Origin of the sequence: Comamonas sp. wu1-DMT (assembly GCF_040187805.1) — a bacterium.
In the GTDB taxonomy this organism is placed as follows: Bacteria; Pseudomonadota; Gammaproteobacteria; order Burkholderiales; family Burkholderiaceae_C; genus Comamonas; species Comamonas thiooxydans.
Window position 1 is genome coordinate 199,492 of the sequence record NZ_JBANEM010000009.1, and the last position, 15,857, is coordinate 215,348.

General features: G+C 64.7%; 15 protein-coding genes and 1 pseudogene. 5 read left to right on the forward strand and 11 right to left on the reverse strand.

Translation table 11 applies throughout. The features are described 5' to 3' along the window. Positions 1-148 precede the first annotated feature (148 nt). Complete coding sequence (locus tag V8Z78_RS14825) at positions 149-1,324, forward strand: SGNH/GDSL hydrolase family protein (protein WP_349731605.1); 1,176 nt, start codon at positions 149-151, stop codon at positions 1,322-1,324. A 35-nt stretch (positions 1,325-1,359) separates the two neighbouring features. Continuing rightward, positions 1,360-2,031, forward strand: coding sequence for an OmpW/AlkL family protein (locus tag V8Z78_RS14830; RefSeq protein WP_004340371.1), 672 nt, complete (start codon positions 1,360-1,362; stop codon positions 2,029-2,031). A 57-nt stretch (positions 2,032-2,088) separates the two neighbouring features. Here V8Z78_RS14830 and V8Z78_RS14835 read toward each other — a convergent pair whose 3' ends face one another. The 10 genes from V8Z78_RS14835 to V8Z78_RS14880 all read right to left on the reverse strand — a co-directional run bounded on the left by V8Z78_RS14835 (position 2,089) and on the right by V8Z78_RS14880 (position 12,344). After that, on the reverse strand, positions 2,089-3,255 hold the full coding sequence (locus V8Z78_RS14835) for an acyl-CoA dehydrogenase family protein (protein WP_046460472.1): 1,167 nt from the start codon (positions 3,253-3,255) through the stop codon (positions 2,089-2,091). A gap of 36 nt (positions 3,256-3,291) precedes the next feature. After that, positions 3,292-4,173, reverse strand: a complete 882-nt coding sequence (locus tag V8Z78_RS14840) for a type 2 periplasmic-binding domain-containing protein (protein ID WP_279089210.1) — start codon at positions 4,171-4,173, stop codon at positions 3,292-3,294. Next, the gene (locus tag V8Z78_RS14845) at positions 4,166-4,999 is read right to left on the reverse strand and encodes an ABC transporter permease (protein ID WP_057093962.1); all 834 of its coding nucleotides are present in this window, start codon (positions 4,997-4,999) and stop codon (positions 4,166-4,168) included. The genes V8Z78_RS14840 and V8Z78_RS14845 overlap by 8 nt, the downstream gene beginning before the upstream one ends. Next, positions 4,996-5,895 (reverse strand): ABC transporter ATP-binding protein, encoded by a 900-nt coding sequence (locus V8Z78_RS14850; protein ID WP_349731606.1) that lies wholly within the window; start codon positions 5,893-5,895, stop codon positions 4,996-4,998. The genes V8Z78_RS14845 and V8Z78_RS14850 overlap by 4 nt, the downstream gene beginning before the upstream one ends. Then, entirely contained in the window at positions 5,892-6,908 is a 1,017-nt protein-coding gene (locus V8Z78_RS14855; protein WP_349731607.1) for an ABC transporter substrate-binding protein, read from the reverse strand. Before V8Z78_RS14855 ends, V8Z78_RS14850 begins: the two co-directional genes overlap by 4 nt. A 109-nt stretch (positions 6,909-7,017) precedes the next feature. After that, positions 7,018-8,016: an L-threonylcarbamoyladenylate synthase gene (locus tag V8Z78_RS14860; RefSeq protein WP_349731608.1), complete on the reverse strand. Its 999-nt coding sequence runs from the start codon at positions 8,014-8,016 to the stop codon at positions 7,018-7,020. A 177-nt stretch (positions 8,017-8,193) separates the two neighbouring features. Next, entirely contained in the window at positions 8,194-9,366 is a 1,173-nt protein-coding gene (locus tag V8Z78_RS14865; RefSeq protein WP_349731609.1) for a 5-(carboxyamino)imidazole ribonucleotide synthase, read from the reverse strand. Further along, the gene (purE, locus tag V8Z78_RS14870) at positions 9,363-9,857 is read right to left on the reverse strand and encodes a 5-(carboxyamino)imidazole ribonucleotide mutase (protein ID WP_003072555.1); all 495 of its coding nucleotides are present in this window, start codon (positions 9,855-9,857) and stop codon (positions 9,363-9,365) included. The genes V8Z78_RS14865 and purE overlap by 4 nt, the downstream gene beginning before the upstream one ends. A gap of 100 nt (positions 9,858-9,957) precedes the next feature. Continuing rightward, positions 9,958-11,370 (reverse strand): hypothetical protein, encoded by a 1,413-nt coding sequence (locus V8Z78_RS14875; RefSeq protein ID WP_046460478.1) that lies wholly within the window; start codon positions 11,368-11,370, stop codon positions 9,958-9,960. Continuing rightward, positions 11,367-12,344, reverse strand: a complete 978-nt coding sequence (locus tag V8Z78_RS14880) for an ABC transporter ATP-binding protein (RefSeq protein ID WP_004340397.1) — start codon at positions 12,342-12,344, stop codon at positions 11,367-11,369. The genes V8Z78_RS14875 and V8Z78_RS14880 overlap by 4 nt, the downstream gene beginning before the upstream one ends. 319 nt (positions 12,345-12,663) lie before the next feature. Here V8Z78_RS14880 and trxA point away from each other — a divergent pair, with 319 nt between their 5' ends. The 3 genes and pseudogenes from trxA (at position 12,664) to V8Z78_RS14895 (ending at position 15,391) form a co-directional block, all read left to right on the forward strand. Continuing rightward, the gene (trxA, locus tag V8Z78_RS14885) at positions 12,664-13,614 is read left to right on the forward strand and encodes a thioredoxin (protein WP_004340400.1); all 951 of its coding nucleotides are present in this window, start codon (positions 12,664-12,666) and stop codon (positions 13,612-13,614) included. A 183-nt stretch (positions 13,615-13,797) separates the two neighbouring features. Then, the gene (locus V8Z78_RS14890; RefSeq protein WP_349731610.1) at positions 13,798-14,850 is read left to right on the forward strand and encodes an NERD domain-containing protein; all 1,053 of its coding nucleotides are present in this window, start codon (positions 13,798-13,800) and stop codon (positions 14,848-14,850) included. 172 nt (positions 14,851-15,022) lie between these two features. Beyond that, positions 15,023-15,391: pseudogene (locus tag V8Z78_RS14895) on the forward strand (META domain-containing protein). Between the two features lie 3 nt (positions 15,392-15,394). Here V8Z78_RS14895 and V8Z78_RS14900 read toward each other — a convergent pair. After that, on the reverse strand, positions 15,395-15,748 hold the full coding sequence (locus V8Z78_RS14900) for a ribbon-helix-helix domain-containing protein (RefSeq protein ID WP_279089185.1): 354 nt from the start codon (positions 15,746-15,748) through the stop codon (positions 15,395-15,397). Positions 15,749-15,857 lie beyond the last annotated feature (109 nt).

Sequence of the window (15,857 nt, forward strand, 5' to 3'; positions counted from 1 at the left end):
ACAGGCTGATGACCCGCTTATTGGGCGTTGGATTTTTGTCCGACCATCGGTAATTGCCCGATAACAACGCGGGGATGAGTGTCGCTAGGATGACGCTGAGGAAAAAAGCACGACCGTGCGATTCACAACACCTCAGGAGAACATCATCTTGGCAAGCAAACTCAAACTCTTGGCGGCTGCAATGGCAACGGTGGGCCTGTTGGCGGCCTGCGGCGGCGGAGGCGGGGCCGATACCACCCCCAAGACCAAGGTCACCTCGGTCAAGGTCATGGGCGATAGCCTCGCGGACAGCGGTACCTTCGGCTTCAAGTTCACGGTACAGGGCTCGGCGCCCACTGGTGCTGGCTCGACCATGATCTGGCCCGAGCGCATTGCCGACCAGTTCAGCCAGAGCTTGTGCGCCCACTTTCGTGCCGGTGACGAGAATCTCACGACTTATCAGGAGGTCGCCACCTGCACCAACTACGCCGTGGGTGGTGGCCGCGTGAACCCGCTGGATGCGCCGACATCGCCCAAGTCGGTACTGGTTCAGATCCAGGCCGCATCCAAGGCAGGCTTCAGCGCCGATGATCTCGTCGTCATCGATGGCGGCGCCAACGATGCCGCCGATGTGATCGGGGCGCTGATTGCCGCGGCCAAGGGCAATTCGCAGCCGCTGAACGCCATGGTGGCCTGGCTGGATTCCAAGGCTCCTGGAACGTCCACGGCCCTGATGACGCAGGCCGGAGGCGATGCCTCCAAGTTCGCCGGCCTGGCGGCGGGTGCCTATCTGCAGACCCTGGCCAAGACTCTGGCCGGCTCCATTGCGCAGAATGTGGTCGCCAAGGGCGCCACGCGTGTGGCCGTGCTGAATGTTCCCGCCATCACCAAGACACCGCGCTTCCAGATGGTCCTGGCCAGCATTGCCCAGGCCGCAGGCGGCGGGGATCAGGGGGCTGCTGCGGCCGCCAAGCAGGAAGCGTCATTCGATGCCCTGGTACAGGTCTTCAACAACCAGCTGGCTGCCAGTCTGGCAGGCCAGTCCCAGGTGGTCCTGGTCGATTTCTACACCGAGTTCAAGAGCCAGATCAGCAACCCGGCACAGTACGACTTCGACAACGTGAAGGACCCGGTCTGCCCGATCACTGGCGTGGACGAAAGCGGCCTGCCCAGCTACACCTTCCCCACCTGCACGGCAGCGGCCTTGAGTGCCACACCCGGCAAATCCAGCCCTGACTGGTGGCAGCACCATGTCTTTGCCGACAGTTTCCACCCCACGCCTTACGGCCATCAGCAAATGAGCCAGCTGGTTTCCCGCTCTCTGGCCCAGAAGGGCTGGTTGTAAATCCGTCCGCACCTCAATAACAAGGAGACAAAACCATGAAAATTTCTGTGCGGATCATTGCAGCCGCTGCTGCGCTGGCGGCCTGCGGTCTGGCCAGCGCCCAATCGGCCGGAAGCTGGATGGCGCGTGTCGGCGTGACCCATCTGTCGCCCGATGTGAGCAGCGGCAATCTGTCGGCGCCATCCTTTCCCAACACCAAGGTCGACGCCGGCAGCAATACCCAGCTAGGCGGCGGCATCACCTATATGGTGACCGACAATCTGGCGCTGGACGTGCCTCTGGCCACGCCCTTCAAGCATGATCTGTCGGGAGCCGGCTCGATTGCCGGCGTGGGCAAGCTGGGCAGCACCAAGGCGATACCGGCGACGCTGATGCTGCAGTACCGCTTCAACGAGGCCAAGGCCGCGTTCCGCCCCTATCTGGGCGTCGGTGTGACCTATGCTCATTTCTATGGCGAAAAGACCACGGCTACGCTCAACGGCCTGACAGGGGGCACCCAGGCGAATCCGACCACCGCCGAGCTCGACGACAAGTTCGGTGCGTTGGCGCAGCTGGGCTTTGTCTACAACTTCAACGAGCGCTGGTTTGTGGATGCCTCCTACTCCAAGAGCTTTCTGAAGACCAAGATCCACCTGTCTTCGGGCCAGAGCATCAGCGTCAGGCTCAATCCCGATGTGTTCTCCGTGGGCATAGGCTACCGCTTCTGAGGCGGCGCGGCCTACACGAAAAATCCGGGCAGGTCCCGGATTTTTTTGGCTGCGGCTTCAGTTGTAGTGCTGGGCCGAGGGCTCCTCGCCATGCACGGCCCAGCGGCCCAGGGCCTGGAGCTTGTAGTCCAGCGGATCGTGCAGGGTATGGGTGCGCACATTGCGCCAGAAACGGTCGAAGCCGAGATCGGCATGGGTGCCGCGCGAGCCCACCACATCGAACATTTCCTGGGTGGCGAACAGGGTGCAGCGATGCGCCATGACCTTGGCTTCGAAGACGGCGATGGCCACCTCGGCACGTTGCGCCGCGCTCAGCGACTGGCCGTGCTCCCAAGCTTTTTGCAGCAGCTCTGCGCCGTGATCGGCCATCAGAGCGGCTCCCGAAATCTGGGCCTGCATCTCGCCCATGCGGCGCAGCAGATAGGGATCGTCGGTGGCGCGCTCCACCGCCGAGCCCAGCCAGGGCCGGCCATGTTCGCGCGCATAGTCGCGTGCCTGCCGGCGCGCGCCCTGGGCCACGCCGACAAACAGATTCACCAGCACCAGCTGCGCCAGGCAATTGCGCAGCGTATGAAAGGCCGTGACCTCGGCGTTCTCGTCGCGCATGACGGCGCTGGCGGGAAGCTGGACGCGATTGAACTGAACCGAGCCGCTGTCGGTCTGGCGCTGGCCCATGGGGTTCCAGTCATCCTTGACGGCAATGCCGGGCGAGGCGGTTTCAAGCAGGCCCAGAACCGGCTGCGCATGGCCTGCCACACTGGCCGATACCGTCAGGTAGTGAGAGCCGCGCGTGCCCGAGCAAAAGCCTTTCAGGCCGTCGAGCACATAGCCGCCGGCGAGCTCCGAGCTGCGGGGCAGGGCCTGCAGACGCGTGTCGCGCGGGTTCAGCGCATTGCCCCACCAGCCGTTCTCGTCGATGGTGCGGCGCAGCCAGAGGCGCTGCTGCTGGCGCGAGCCATAGATCAGCACGGTGGCGACCTGGAGCTGGTGAAACGCCAGCACATGGGCCAGGGCGCTGTCGACGGCGGCCAGGGCGCGCACATGGCGGTAGATGTCGGGCCAGCTCAGCGCATCGCCGCCATGCTCGCGCGGAATCGCCAGGCGCAGCAGGCCGGCATCGCGCAGCAAGGCTTTTTCCGCTGCCGCATGGCCGCCCTGGCGGTCGCGCGCGACGGCGGTTTTTTCCAGGGTGCCAAGTACATCGTTGAAGTGGCTGGAGAACATGGTCAAGAAGGTGAAGAGCGGAAAAGAGGCGGAAGGTCAGTGGCAGATGGCTCCGTCTTCCAGCAAGGAAGCTTCCAGAGCAATCGTGCTGACGCGGTTGTCCTGCGCGCGTTGCTGCAGACCGCTGCGCTGCCATTGCTGGACGGCGTGCTGCAGCCAGCGGGTGGACTGTGCATCGGCCTTGGTCAGACGGATATGGGCCTGATCCGTGGAGCGAAAGCGGTTGCCAAGACGCTCGTAGAAGCGCCAGTTGTCCTGTTGCAGCAGGCGCGTGATGACCTCGGGCGACTCGGCCAGAACATGGCATTTGCCGGCCAGGAAATCGCTGACTGCATGAATGCTGGAGGGCGCGAAAAGAGGCTCTAGGCCCTGGGCCTGCAAGGTGCTGGCAGAGGCCTGACCCGTGGCGACGCAGGCCGTGGGTCTGGGGGCGGCCTTCCGCGCCACATGCGGCAGCCAGGAGCTCCAGTGACCGGGGGCATGGCGACTCCAGAGGGAGGCCTGCTGCTTGAGCACCAGCAGTTGCAGGCTTTGCGGCATATAGCTGCCGCCGGTCTGCCGATCGGCAGCGGCCGGGTCGTCTTGCGGCGCCATGCCTTCAAGCACCAGGTCGGCATCGCTTGCGGGGGTGATTTTGATGCTGGTGCCCAGTTGCCGGCCCAGCCAGTCCGCCAGGGCCTGATCGTAGACATCGGGCTCTGGCGGCAAGGCTTCGCCGGGCAGGGCAGGGCGTGCATAGCTGCGCAGGGCCACATGGAGCACGCCATTGCGCTGCGCCTGTAGCAGCACCGGGCCTGCCGTCTCGATGTCGCCGAGCTGCGGCAAGGCGGGCCAGAGCACGCCAGCGCCGGCGGCAGCGGCCGCCAGCGCGGTGCCGGCAATCGCCAGGCGGCGCCAGGACTGCACCGGCCTACTCATGGAATTCCAGTCCGCTGCGCCAGCGCGTCAGGCGCTTTTCCAGCAAGGCCAGCCCATAGTTGAGCGCCAGGCCCAGAACGGCCAGCAGCACGATGCCGGCGTACATGCTGGGGATCTGGAAGATCTCCTGAGAGTTCAGCGTGAGAAAGCCCAGGCCGGCATGCGAGCCGATCATCTCGGCTGCGACCAGCGCGGTGATCGAATAGGCGCCCGCCAGCCGGATGCCGGTGAAGATGGACGGTGCGGCCGCCGGCAGTATGACCTTGAAGAAGATGAAGCCGCGCGAGGCCCCCATGGACAGCGCCGAATGAATCAGCAGCTTTTCCACCTGCTTGACGCCGCTGATGGTGTTGAGCAGCACCGGCCAGAAGGCCGCCCAGAAGATGATGGCGATCTTGGACGCCTCGCCGATGCCGAAGAACAGCAGAAAGACCGGAAACAAGGCCAGGGCCGAAACCTGACGGAACAGCTGCAGCAAGGGGTCGACAAAGGCCTCGAAGCGGCGTACCACGCCCATCAGCAGGCCCAGTGCCACGCCTGCCAGTATGGCCAGAATCAGCCCTGCCAAGGAGCGCTGCAGGCTGGCCGCCACATGCTTGCCTAGCTGACCGGTCTGCGCCAGCTGGACGATGGCCGCCAGAACCGCGGATGGCGGGCTGAGAAAGGCCGAATTGACCAGTCCCGCGCGCGGCAGGAATTCCCAGATGGCAAAGAACAGCAGCACGCAGGCCGAGCGCTCCAGCCATTGGAGCCCGAGTTGCCGGGAGGAATGCAGCGACACCGGCTTGGCGGGGCGCCGGGATGGGGATGCGGCCAGTTGGCTCATATGGCAAATCCTCGCAAGGCCAGGCTGAAATCAGGGGCAGTGGGCAGCAGCGGTGCCAGCGGTTGCTGGCGGTGGCCGCTGGCAAAGGCGACTTCGTCGCGCAGCACCTCCCAGGCCTGTTCGCGCAGCTGCACAAAGGCCGGGGCGTGGCGTATCTCGGCTGGGCGCGGGCGCGGCAGCGCTATGTCCAGAACGGATTTGATGCGACCGGGTCGGTGCGTCATGACGGCGATGCGGTCCGACAGATAGATGGCTTCATCGAGGCTGTGGGTGATGAAGACGATGGTGGTCTTGTGCTGCTCCCAGATGCGCAGCAGCTCGGACTGCAGGATTTCGCGTGTCTGGGCATCCAGGGCGGCAAACGGTTCGTCCATCAGCAGCAGGCTGGGCGAATAGGCCAGGGAGCGGGCGATGGCCACGCGCTGACGCATCCCGCCCGAGAGTTCGTGCGGGTAGCGCTGGCCGAAGCCGGCCAGCCCCACCAGGTGCAGAAACTGCTCGGCAGTCTCCCGGCGCTCGCGTTTGGGAATCTTGCGGATCTCCAGCCCGACCTCGATGTTCTGAAGCACGGTGCGCCACGGAAACAGCGCATAGCCCTGGAACACCACGCCCTGCTCGCGGTTGATGCCGCTGGCCGGCTGGCCGTCGATGCTGATGCTGCCGCCGGTCTTGCGCGCCAGCCCGGCCAGCACATTGAGAAACGTGGACTTGCCGCAGCCCGAGGGCCCGAGGAGGGTGAAGAACTCGCCTTCACGGATATCGAGATTGAAGTCCTGCAGGGCGGCGATCTGCTGCTTGCGGTTGCGGCCGCGCTCGTCGGCAATCGCGAAATCCATGCGCACATCGCGTGCGCGGATCTTGATGGCGGAGCCAGAGTCGTCGAGGGGCGTGCTCATGTCGCAGCTCCCTTGGCAAAGGGGTTGAACTCGTTGGTGTACACGTCCTTGAGGGCCACCTTGCCCGGCTGCAGCTTGCCTTCGCGTTCCAGCACGTCGATGTAGTACTGGATGGGCGGCTCGGTGATGATCTGGTCGTCCACATAGGCATAGCGCTCCACATGCTTGAGCTCCATGCCGAGACGCTCGGCCGTGTAGCGGCGCGCTTCGTCGGTGTTGGCGTTGACCCAGTTGCCGGCCTTGGCGATGGCCGTGACCACATCGCGCACGGCCTGCGGGTTCTCGCGCGCAAACTTGCCGTTGACGCTATAGGGCGCCATGCCGCCCAGGCCGCGGTCCAGGTCGTAGTCGGTCCACAGGCGCTGCAGCTCGGGGTTGGCTTCGGCACCGCCGGAATGGGGTGGGTGGATGATGGCCAGATCCACATTGCGGCCGATCACGGCCTGCTCGCCCTGGTTGTCGGGAACGACCAGGAAGTTGATCTTGTTGACATCGGCGCCGTGCTCGCGGAAATAGGTCTTGGAGACAAACTCGGCGCAGGCGCCGAAGCTGTTGAAGCCTATGGTCTTGCCTTCCAGATCCCTGGGCGTGCGGATGCCCGAATCCTTGCGCACGAAGTACTTCATATGCGGTGCCTCCTGCAGCGTCTTGCTGCCGGCGGCAATCACCTTCATGTCGGCCCCGGCCGCAATGGCCGAAATCACCAGCGGCACCATGCGCGAGCCGAAATGGATGTCGCCCGTGCCGACCAGCGGAATGATCTGGGGGGCGGCAATCTTGCCCACGTAGTTGGGGCGGGTGGAGGTCCCGTCGAAGTAGCCCAGTCTGTCGGCCAGATAGATCAGGTCGAAAGAGGGGTTGTCGGGGTAGTTGAAGGGAACGACCTTGCCATTTTGTGCCCTGTGGGTGGTTTCGCTGCTGGCCTGGTTGTCGGAGCGCGAGCAAGCCGCCAAGCCCAGGGATGCAGCACTGATGGACAGAAGCTTGCCAAGCGCGTCGCGACGGGTTCCCATGGTTCTAACCTTTGAAGTTGCTTTGAAGCAAGCAAGGTTAGAGAAGGCGTCTAATAAAGAAAACGAATAAAAATTTGTATCTTTACTTGAAAGTCAGCTAAGAGACCGCTCAGCCCGCAGCCGCCGCACGTTGCAGGCGGTCGCGCACGCCTTCCCAGTCGGCGGTGTCGGGCGGGGTTTCGATCCAGATCAGCTGGGCACCCGTTTCGTCGAAGTCGCGCAGCGTGCCAAACAGTTCGCGGGCCGTAGCCAGCGCTTGCTGGGGCATGGCCCGCAGCGCGATGCCTTTGGCCGTGCACTTCAAGGGGCTGCGGTGATAGACCGCAATATTCTTGCCCTCGCTGCCCAGAATATCGAGGGCCGATTGCAGCTGCCTGGCATCCATGAGCCGCACCTTGGCATTGGGCGCATAGTGTGCCAAAAGCGTGCCAGATGCCCGCGGGGTGTTGGCAGAAAGCTCTTCTTTCGAGAGCGGTCGCTGGCCGCAGGCGTGCGCTATATCATCACGCGTGATGGCGCCGGGGCGCAGCAGCACGGGCACGCCGCGCGTGCAGTCGACGATGGTGGACTCAATCCCCACTTCGCAGGCGCCGCCATCGAGCACCAGCAGTTCCTCGCCAAACTCGGAGGCCACATGCTCGGCCGTGGTGGGGCTGACGCGGCCGAACTTGTTGGCGCTGGGGGCCGAGACGCCCCAGACCGGCGGATCGAGCTGCTGGCAGGCCTGCAGCACCGCATGGGCCACGGGGTGGGACGGGCAGCGCAGGCCCACGCTGTCCTGACCGCCGGTCGATGCCTTGGCCGCATGCGGCAGGCGCGGCAGGATCAGGGTCAGCGGGCCGGGCCAGAACGCATCGATCAGTTGCTGGGCAAAGACCGGGACTTCCTTGGCGTAGCGGGTGATGGCGGCGGCGTCGGCCACATGCACGATCAGCGGATGGTTGGCCGGGCGGCCCTTGGCGGCAAAGATCTGCGCCACGGCCGCATCGTTGTCGCTGTCTGCGGCCAGCCCATAGACCGTCTCGGTGGGCAGGCCCAGCAGCCGGCCTTGCTGCAGCGCAACCGCAGCGGCTTGCACCGAGGCTTCCAGCGTTCCATCCAAGATCATTTCAATTCCTCTTTCATGCACTGCGCCGCCGTATGTGCGGTGCTTTTGCGCTTGCAGAGCATCAGCGAAGGACGCCGAGCAAGGGCCGCCCCGCAGCGAGGGCGTCGTCCCCCTCCCGCGTAGCGAGAGAGGGGGAAGCGGCGGGGCCGCCTAGGCAAAGCCGCTCAGGGGGTGTTATCAGAACGCTTCAATGCCGAGGATTTCAGCGGCCTTCAAAGCGGTTTCACGCGCTTTTTCGGGGCTTGCCGCGGTGATGTTCAAGTGGCCCATCTTGCGGGCCGGCTTGGCATCGACCTTGCCGTACAGATGCAGGTGGGCACCGGGCAGGGCCAGGATCTGATCCCAGGCCGGAGCCTTGGCGGTTTCGCCGTGCTTGAACCACAGATCGCCCAGCAGGTTGAGCATGACGGTGGCGCTGTGCTGGCGCGGTTGCACCAGGGGCAGATTGGTCATGCAGCGCACCTGCAGCTCGAACTGCGACACATCCATCGCGTTCTGGCTGTAATGGCCGCTGTTGTGCGGGCGCGGGGCGATCTCGTTGACCACCAGCTGGCCGTTGTCCAGCACAAAGAATTCCACGCAGAGCACGCCCACGTAGTCGAGGCCGATAGCTACGGATTTCGCAGCAGCTACCGCTTGCTCTGCCTGTGCTGCGGGCACGTTGCCTTCGTAGACCTCGGTCACGGCCAGAATGCCGTCGCGGTGCAGATTGCGCTGCACGGGCAGGTTGACGATGTCGCCATTGCGGCCACGGGCCACGATGACCGAGCATTCGTGCGCCAGCGGCAGCATTTTTTCGAGCACGCAGGCCACCTGCTTGAGCTCGTCCCAGGCCTTGATTAGCTCGTCGCGGGTCTTGACGCGGATCTGACCCTTGCCGTCATAGCCCATGCGCGCGGTCTTGAGGATGCCGGGCAGCAGCGCGTCGTTGACGGCTGCCAGCTGCTCGGCCGTCTCGATCACGGCATAGGGGGCGCAGGGCACGCCGCATTTCACGAAGTGGGCTTTTTCGGCTGCGCGGTCCTGGGCGATCGCCACGGCCGAACCGGCGGGCGATACGGGCAGGCTCTCGGCCAGCTTGTTCAGCGAGCCGGCGGGCACGTTTTCGAATTCGGTGGTCACGGCCGCGCAGAGTCCGGCCAGCTCGGCCAGGCCCTTGGCATCTTCGTAGCCGGTGCGCACATGCTGGTGGCTGACCAGACCGGCGGGGCTGGTCTCGTCCTTGTCCAGCACGGCGGTGAAATAGCCCATGGCCTGAGCGGCATGGGCAAACATGCGGCCCAGCTGGCCGCCGCCCAGTACGCCGAGGGTCGCACCCGGCAGTATCACTTGCGTGTCGCGGGCGCTCATGCGTTCACCGGCAGGGTCATGTTGCGGGCCGCTTCGGTCTGCTCGGCGCGGAAGGCCTCGAGCTTTTTGCGCAGCTCGGCATCCTCGTTGGCCAGCAGGGCCACGGCAAACAGGGCCGCATTGGCAGCACCGGCATTGCCGATGGCAAAGGTGGCCACGGGCACGCCCTTGGGCATCTGTACGATGGAATGCAGCGAATCCACACCCTGCAGGTGACGGCTGGCCACGGGCACGCCGAGCACGGGCACGGTGGTCTTGGCGGCAATCATGCCGGGCAGGTGGGCAGCACCGCCGGCGCCGGCGATGATGGCCTTGAGGCCACGGTCGGCTGCGGCTTCGGCAAAGCGGAACATGTCGTCCGGCATGCGGTGGGCCGATACGACCTGCGCTTCAAAAGCGATACCGAATTGCTGGAGGATGGCAACTGCGTGTTGCATGGTGTCCCAGTCGCTGCTGGAACCCATGACCACGCCAACTTGGATGGGGTTCATGTTCTTCAGGGCGCTGCCGCCCGGCCTAGTGGAACCCCTGATTTTACGGTTTCGCCGCATTGCCGGCCGACTGTGGGGCATAGCCGTCCGGGCAAAGCAACTATGACTCCCGGATATGGGTCGCCGCGTTATCGCGTGCAAAGCCCAGCACGCGGTCCCTGAAGACATGAATGACCCAGGCCAGCGTGACCAGGATCTGCAGGCTCAGAGAAGCCCAGGGCACATAGCTGAGCCAGGCGCCGGCTTGCTCTATGCCGTCCGGCGAGCTCATCCACATGGCCACCACGGGCTGAACAAACATGGCACCTGTATAGCCGCCCATGCCATAGGCCAGCAGCGGCGCGGCGATGTTGAGGATCAGCCAGGCGATGACAAACGAGGCCAGGGGGGACTTGAGCCTGCCCGCCAGCAGGGCGAAGCCGGTCAGCAACAGGCAGTCGCGCAGCAGATGCAGACACAGATAGAAGGTAAAGCTGTTGAGCTTGCCGCTGATGGCCGCCTCAAGTGACTGGGGGGCGAACAGCAGCAGCAAGGCCATGGCAAAGCCCAGCAGCAGGCTGACCGGCCACAGCGGCAGTGCCTCCAGCGCCTCGCGCCAGCGCTGGCGCGAGGCCGACCATTGAACCTGACGCCAGGCGCGCAGATGCTGGTCCATATGCTGCAGGGCGACATAGGCGGTGCCGATCAGCGCGATCCAGGCGGTGCTGCTGAAAAATTCGGCAATGCCCAGATTGAGCGAGCCGGCTGCGAAAAATCCAGTCAGTGCCAGGCCCAGAGGCCAGGCCCAGGGCAGGGTGCGTACATCGAGTCGGGTGCAAAGCTGGCGCCACAGGGCCAGCAGCCCCAGGCCCAGCACCAGCACACCGGCCAGATAGGCCAGGCCCAGGCCGCCCACATTCAGGCCCCACCAGAAGACCGGCTCGGCGTCGATGTCCACCATGCCCTTGTAGACATGGTCGATAAAGGGGCCGGGGGCGAAGAACAGGATCAGCAGAGGCAGCAGTGCCGCTCGCCGGCGATTGATAGGCCTGTCCCTCAGTCCCCAGCTCATGAGCACGGAATTCATGGCCCAGGTCTGCAGGCCCAGGCCCCAGATCACGGCCAGGCCAATCGTGTGTTGCAACTTCAGGGGCTCCAGCGCCCAGAAATGGGTCACACCCGCCACGGCCAGCGCAAACCACAGCACGTAGAGCCAGGCCGGCAAGGTGGCGCCCAGCAGCTTGCCCCAGGCCATCTGCCAGGGCGTGAGCACGGACAGACGTTGCCAGTCCCAGGTGTTCTGGCTGGCTTCCTCGGCCAGGCTGCGCCCGGCCAGCACGCTGCCATAGATGATGGCAGCCAGGTACAGGCCGGCAATGGCCGTCATGCTCAGCGTGCCGGGCAGTCCCTTGGCAGAGGACAGGGCGAAGGGCAGGGCCAGGATGAGCAGGCTCAGGCCCAGGCTCCAGGCCAGCAGCGAGGGGCGCCAGTTCAGCCAGAGCTGGCGCTGGAATTCGGGATTGCGTTGGCTCATGCTTGCTCCTGACTTTCGGTATCGCGGGCCTGGGCCGTGCGCGCATAGCGGTCTTGCAGCCGCTCGCGCACCGGGTACAGCGCGGCGACAGGAATGCCGGCCTGCACCAGCTGGGCCAGCCATTGGGCACGTGCGCTAGCGGCGGCCGGCAGCCAGAGCTGGATTGGGCGGCGGCCCGTGGTGTCGAAGTCCTGCACCGAAGTGTTCAGCAAGGCCTGACGCAGGCGTGCCTCCAGGCCTTCGCTTTGCTCCATGGCCACTTCCAGCGCATAGAGCTGGGGCTGCTGACCGACTGCGGCGGGCTGGCCCGGGTCGTGGGCGTTTTGCAGTGCCTCGTGGCTTTCGATGCGGCCGTCGCGGATGCTCAGGATATGGGTGCAGTACTCGTCCAGCTCGCTGAGGATGTGGCTGGAGACGATCAGCGTCATGCCCTGGGCCTGAAGCTGGCGAAACAGCGTGGAGAGGCTGCTGCGCGCATCGGGATCGAGGCCGCTGGCCGGTTCGTCGAGCAGCAGCACGCCGGGCTGGTGGACGATGGCCTGGCCGATCGCCACGCGCTGGCGCTGACCGCGCGAGAGCTCGGTCGGGTGGCGGTGCAGCAGCTCTGTCAGGCCCAGCTGGGCGGCCACCTGCCGTACGCGGGCATCCACGTCACCGGGTGCAACGCCCATGGACAGGGCCGAGTACTGCAGGCAGCGCATCACGCTGAGCCGGTCGTACAGACCATAGAAGTCCGAGAGATAACCCAGATGGCGGTGCACCTCGCGCGGCTGTTCCTCGACCGACAGGCCTTTGACACGGATATGGCCGGACAGCGGCTGTTCGAGGCCGGCGATGCAGCGCATCAGCGTGGATTTGCCGGCACCGTTGGGGCCGACGAGTGCCGTCACGCTGCCCGCTGCGATGGACAGACTCACGCCGTCGAGGGCGCGGTGGCCCGGATATTCAAACACCAGTTGTGAAACTTCAATCAAGTCTGCGCTCCTTGGTTCGCAAGCAATATAGCCCAGGGGTGAGCGCGGCTGCGGGGCGGTTACTCTTGAAACCGTAGCTGCTTACGCATACCGTTCATCGATTTTCGTCATAAAACACCTTGAATCGACCTTGAAACAGGCGCGGATTGCTCCCATCTGAGTAGCAAAGACCCGACCCGCTCTGGTCTATGGCTTGCGCTCGCGCATTTGCGAGGAGAATCGCAGCATCGCGCGGTGGGCACTCTGCTGGAGTGGCCGGTTCGCAGACTTTTCAGCGCCGCTGCCCGGGTGGCAGCGCACAAGCAGCATTGGGAATCACATGATTGACGTCACCCTCGAGAATTTTGAAGCCGAAGTCGTAGCCGCCTCCATGGCCGTACCCGTGCTGGTGGACTTCTGGGCACCCTGGTGTGGTCCCTGCAAGACACTGGGCCCGGTGCTGGAAAAGCTGGAAGTCGCCTATGAGGGCCGCTTCAAGCTGGTCAAGATCGACTCCGATCAGGAGCAGCAGCTGGCCAGCATGTTCGGCATCCGCTCCATCCCCACCTGCGTGCTGATGATCGGCGGCAAGCCCGTGGACGGCTTCATGGGCGCCCAGCCCGAAGGCAAGCTGCGCGAGTTTCTGGACAAGCATCTGCCCTCCGAGGGCGAGTTGGCGGCCGAGGCCGATGCCGATGAAGCCCAGGCCCTGCTGGAGTCCGGCGACACCCAGGCCGCGCTGCAGAAGCTGGCCGATGCGCTGGCGGCCGACCCGGCCAACGACGATGCGCGCTTTGACTATGTGCGCCTGCTGATCGCCACCGGCAGCTTCGAGGAAGCTGCTGCCCTGCTGGCAGAGCCCATCAAGCGCATTCCCCAGCCGCTGCGCTTCGAAGCGCTGAACCAGTGGCTCAAGGCGCTGGAATTTGCCGTGCAGGACGACAATGCCGATGTGGCCAAGTACGACGCCGCCATCGCCGCCAACAAGCGCGACTTTGACGCCCGCTTCGGTCGTGCGCGCGCGCTGCTGGCCCACAGCCAGTGGACCGATGCCATGGACGAGTTGCTGGAAATCATCATGCGCGACAAGACCTGGAACGAGCAGGCGGCGCGCAAGCTCATCGTCGGCGTGCTGGAGCTGCTGACCCCGCCCAAGCCCAAGAAGCAGGACGCCGTGCCCGGCAAGACCAGCGGCGGCATCGAGCTGCTGGGCAAGAACAGCGCCGAGCAGGATGAGGCGACGGCCCTGGTCAACAGCTATCGCCGCAAGCTGAGCATGGCGTTGAATTGAAGGCTCCCCCTGAGGCGCCTTGCCTGGGCGGCCCCGCGCCTTCCCCCTGGCCGGGCGCCCCTCTCTCTACGCGCTTCGCGCTATGGGAGGGGGACGACAGCTTCGCTGCGCGGCGGCGCTTGCTCGCTGTCCCTTGCCTTGGGGCACGCCAGTTTTTGCTGCTTGCGTTGAATGAGACTCGCGATGGATCAGATCTTTTCAGTGGCCTTTCAGGGCCTCTTTGTTTATCTGGGACTGGCGCTGGCATTCGCGGTGCTGGCGGGACTGCTGCGCTCGCCGCGCTTCAAGGGCTGGCGTGGCGAGCGGGCCGTGCAGGCGGCGATTCGCCGACAGCTCAATCCGCTGATCTATGTGGACATGCACAACGTCACCCTGCCCACGGCGGATGGCGGCAGCACGCAGATCGACCATCTGATCTTTTCGCCCTACGGCCTGTTCGTGCTGGAAACCAAGAACTACCAGGGCTGGATTTTCGGCACCGAAAAGCAGCGCGAATGGACGCAGCAGATTTTCAGAAAGCGCAGCCGCTTCCAGAACCCGCTGCGCCAGAACTACAAGCACGTCAAGACCTTGCAGTCGCTGCTGGACATTGCGCCCGAGCATCTGCACTCGGTGATCGCCTTTGTGGGGGACTGCGAGTTCAAGACCGAGATGCCGGCCCATGTCACGCGCGGCCTTGGCTTTGTCGGCCATATTCAGAGCTTTGCCGAGCCCGTGTGGAGCCCCGAGCAAATGCAGGCGCTGCTGGACAAGCTCGAAGAACTGCGGCTGCAGCCCGATCGTGCCACCGACAGGCGGCATGTGGCGCATGTCCGGCAGTTGCAGGCGGCCAGCAAGGCGCGCAAACCCACGCAGGAGCCGGTGGCGGAAGCCGCTGCCCATCTGGTCAAGCCGCCCGTGCCCGAGACCGTGGATGTTCTGCTGGAGCCTCTCATGCCGGCGCCGCCTTCGGCAGTGGTCGATAGGGATCTGTCGGCGCAGGTGTCGCCCGCCCAGCCAGTCGTTGCTGCTCCTGCCAGGTTGGCTGACACTGCGGCAGAGGCTGCAGAGCCGGTGCAGCCCGGACGGGTCGATGCTGTGCCGGTCTGCCCGCAATGCGAGTGGCCGCTGCGCAAGTTGCTGATGCAGCGCGGGCCGCTGGCGGGGCAGGCCATCTGGCGCTGTACCAATGCGGTGGCCTGCAGCTTTGTGCGCGGTGATCAGGTGCTTGCGCAAGCGTCTGAGACTCCTGAATAATGAGCTGCAAGCGCTTTGTCTGTATGCGTTGAAGGCCGCAAAGGTGTTTGTGATGACTGCTTTCTCGAAGCTGCATACCTTTCTTCGCCCGGCATTGAGCGCACTCTTGCTGTTGGGGAGCCTGGCAGTCGGCGCTGCGGATGCAGGGCCTGCAGCGTCCGAAGGCGAAGCCATGGCTGCCGTGCCGGCCCCGCTTCTCGATACCTACTGGAAACTGGTGCAGCTGGGTGACGGCCCGTATGTCAGCGCCTATGACAATCAGCCCGAGCCGCATCTGGTGCTGGAGACCGGTAGCGGCCGTTTTCATGGCGCGGGCGGCTGTAATCGCCTGCGCGGCAACTACAGCCTGGACGGGCGCTGACTGCGTTTTTCGGCCGTGGGCGGCACCCACATGGCCTGCGTGCAGGGCATGCGCCGGGAGCAGCTGCTGCTGGCCACTCTGGCTCAGGTCAGCAGCTATGCCGTGCAGGGGCAGAAACTGGTGCTCAGCGATGCCGAGGGGCGTGCGCTGCTACGGTTCGAGGCCGTGTATCTGCGCTGAGTCTCAGTGCGTGAGTTGTGGGCTTGAGGACTTGAGTGACGAGGCATTGCCCAGCGAGCGAATCGGTATGCCCATGTCCTGTGGAATCTCGCCCGACAGCTGCAGTGCCAGATAGCGGGTGCAGCAGACGCGCAGAAAAGAGCTGAAGTTGTCCACCGCTTTGCGCTCGGCCAGCAGCTCGTCGTAGAGCTTGGTGCAGAGCTGGGGCACGGTATAGCCGTCCCGCGCGGCAATCTCTTCGAGTACCTGCCAGAACAGGTTTTCCAGCCGGATGCTGGTGGCGACTCCATGCAGCCGGATGGAGCGGGCCCGGTGGGCCCAGAGCTGCGGATCGGCGCTGATAAAGACCTGGCACATGGCGCGACTCTCCAAAACAAAAACCGGGCCATGGTGTGGCCCGGTGACTGCGGCGTCAAGAGGAGAACTCTTGAATTGATAGCTTGCTGCGCTTGATGGAAAAAGCGCT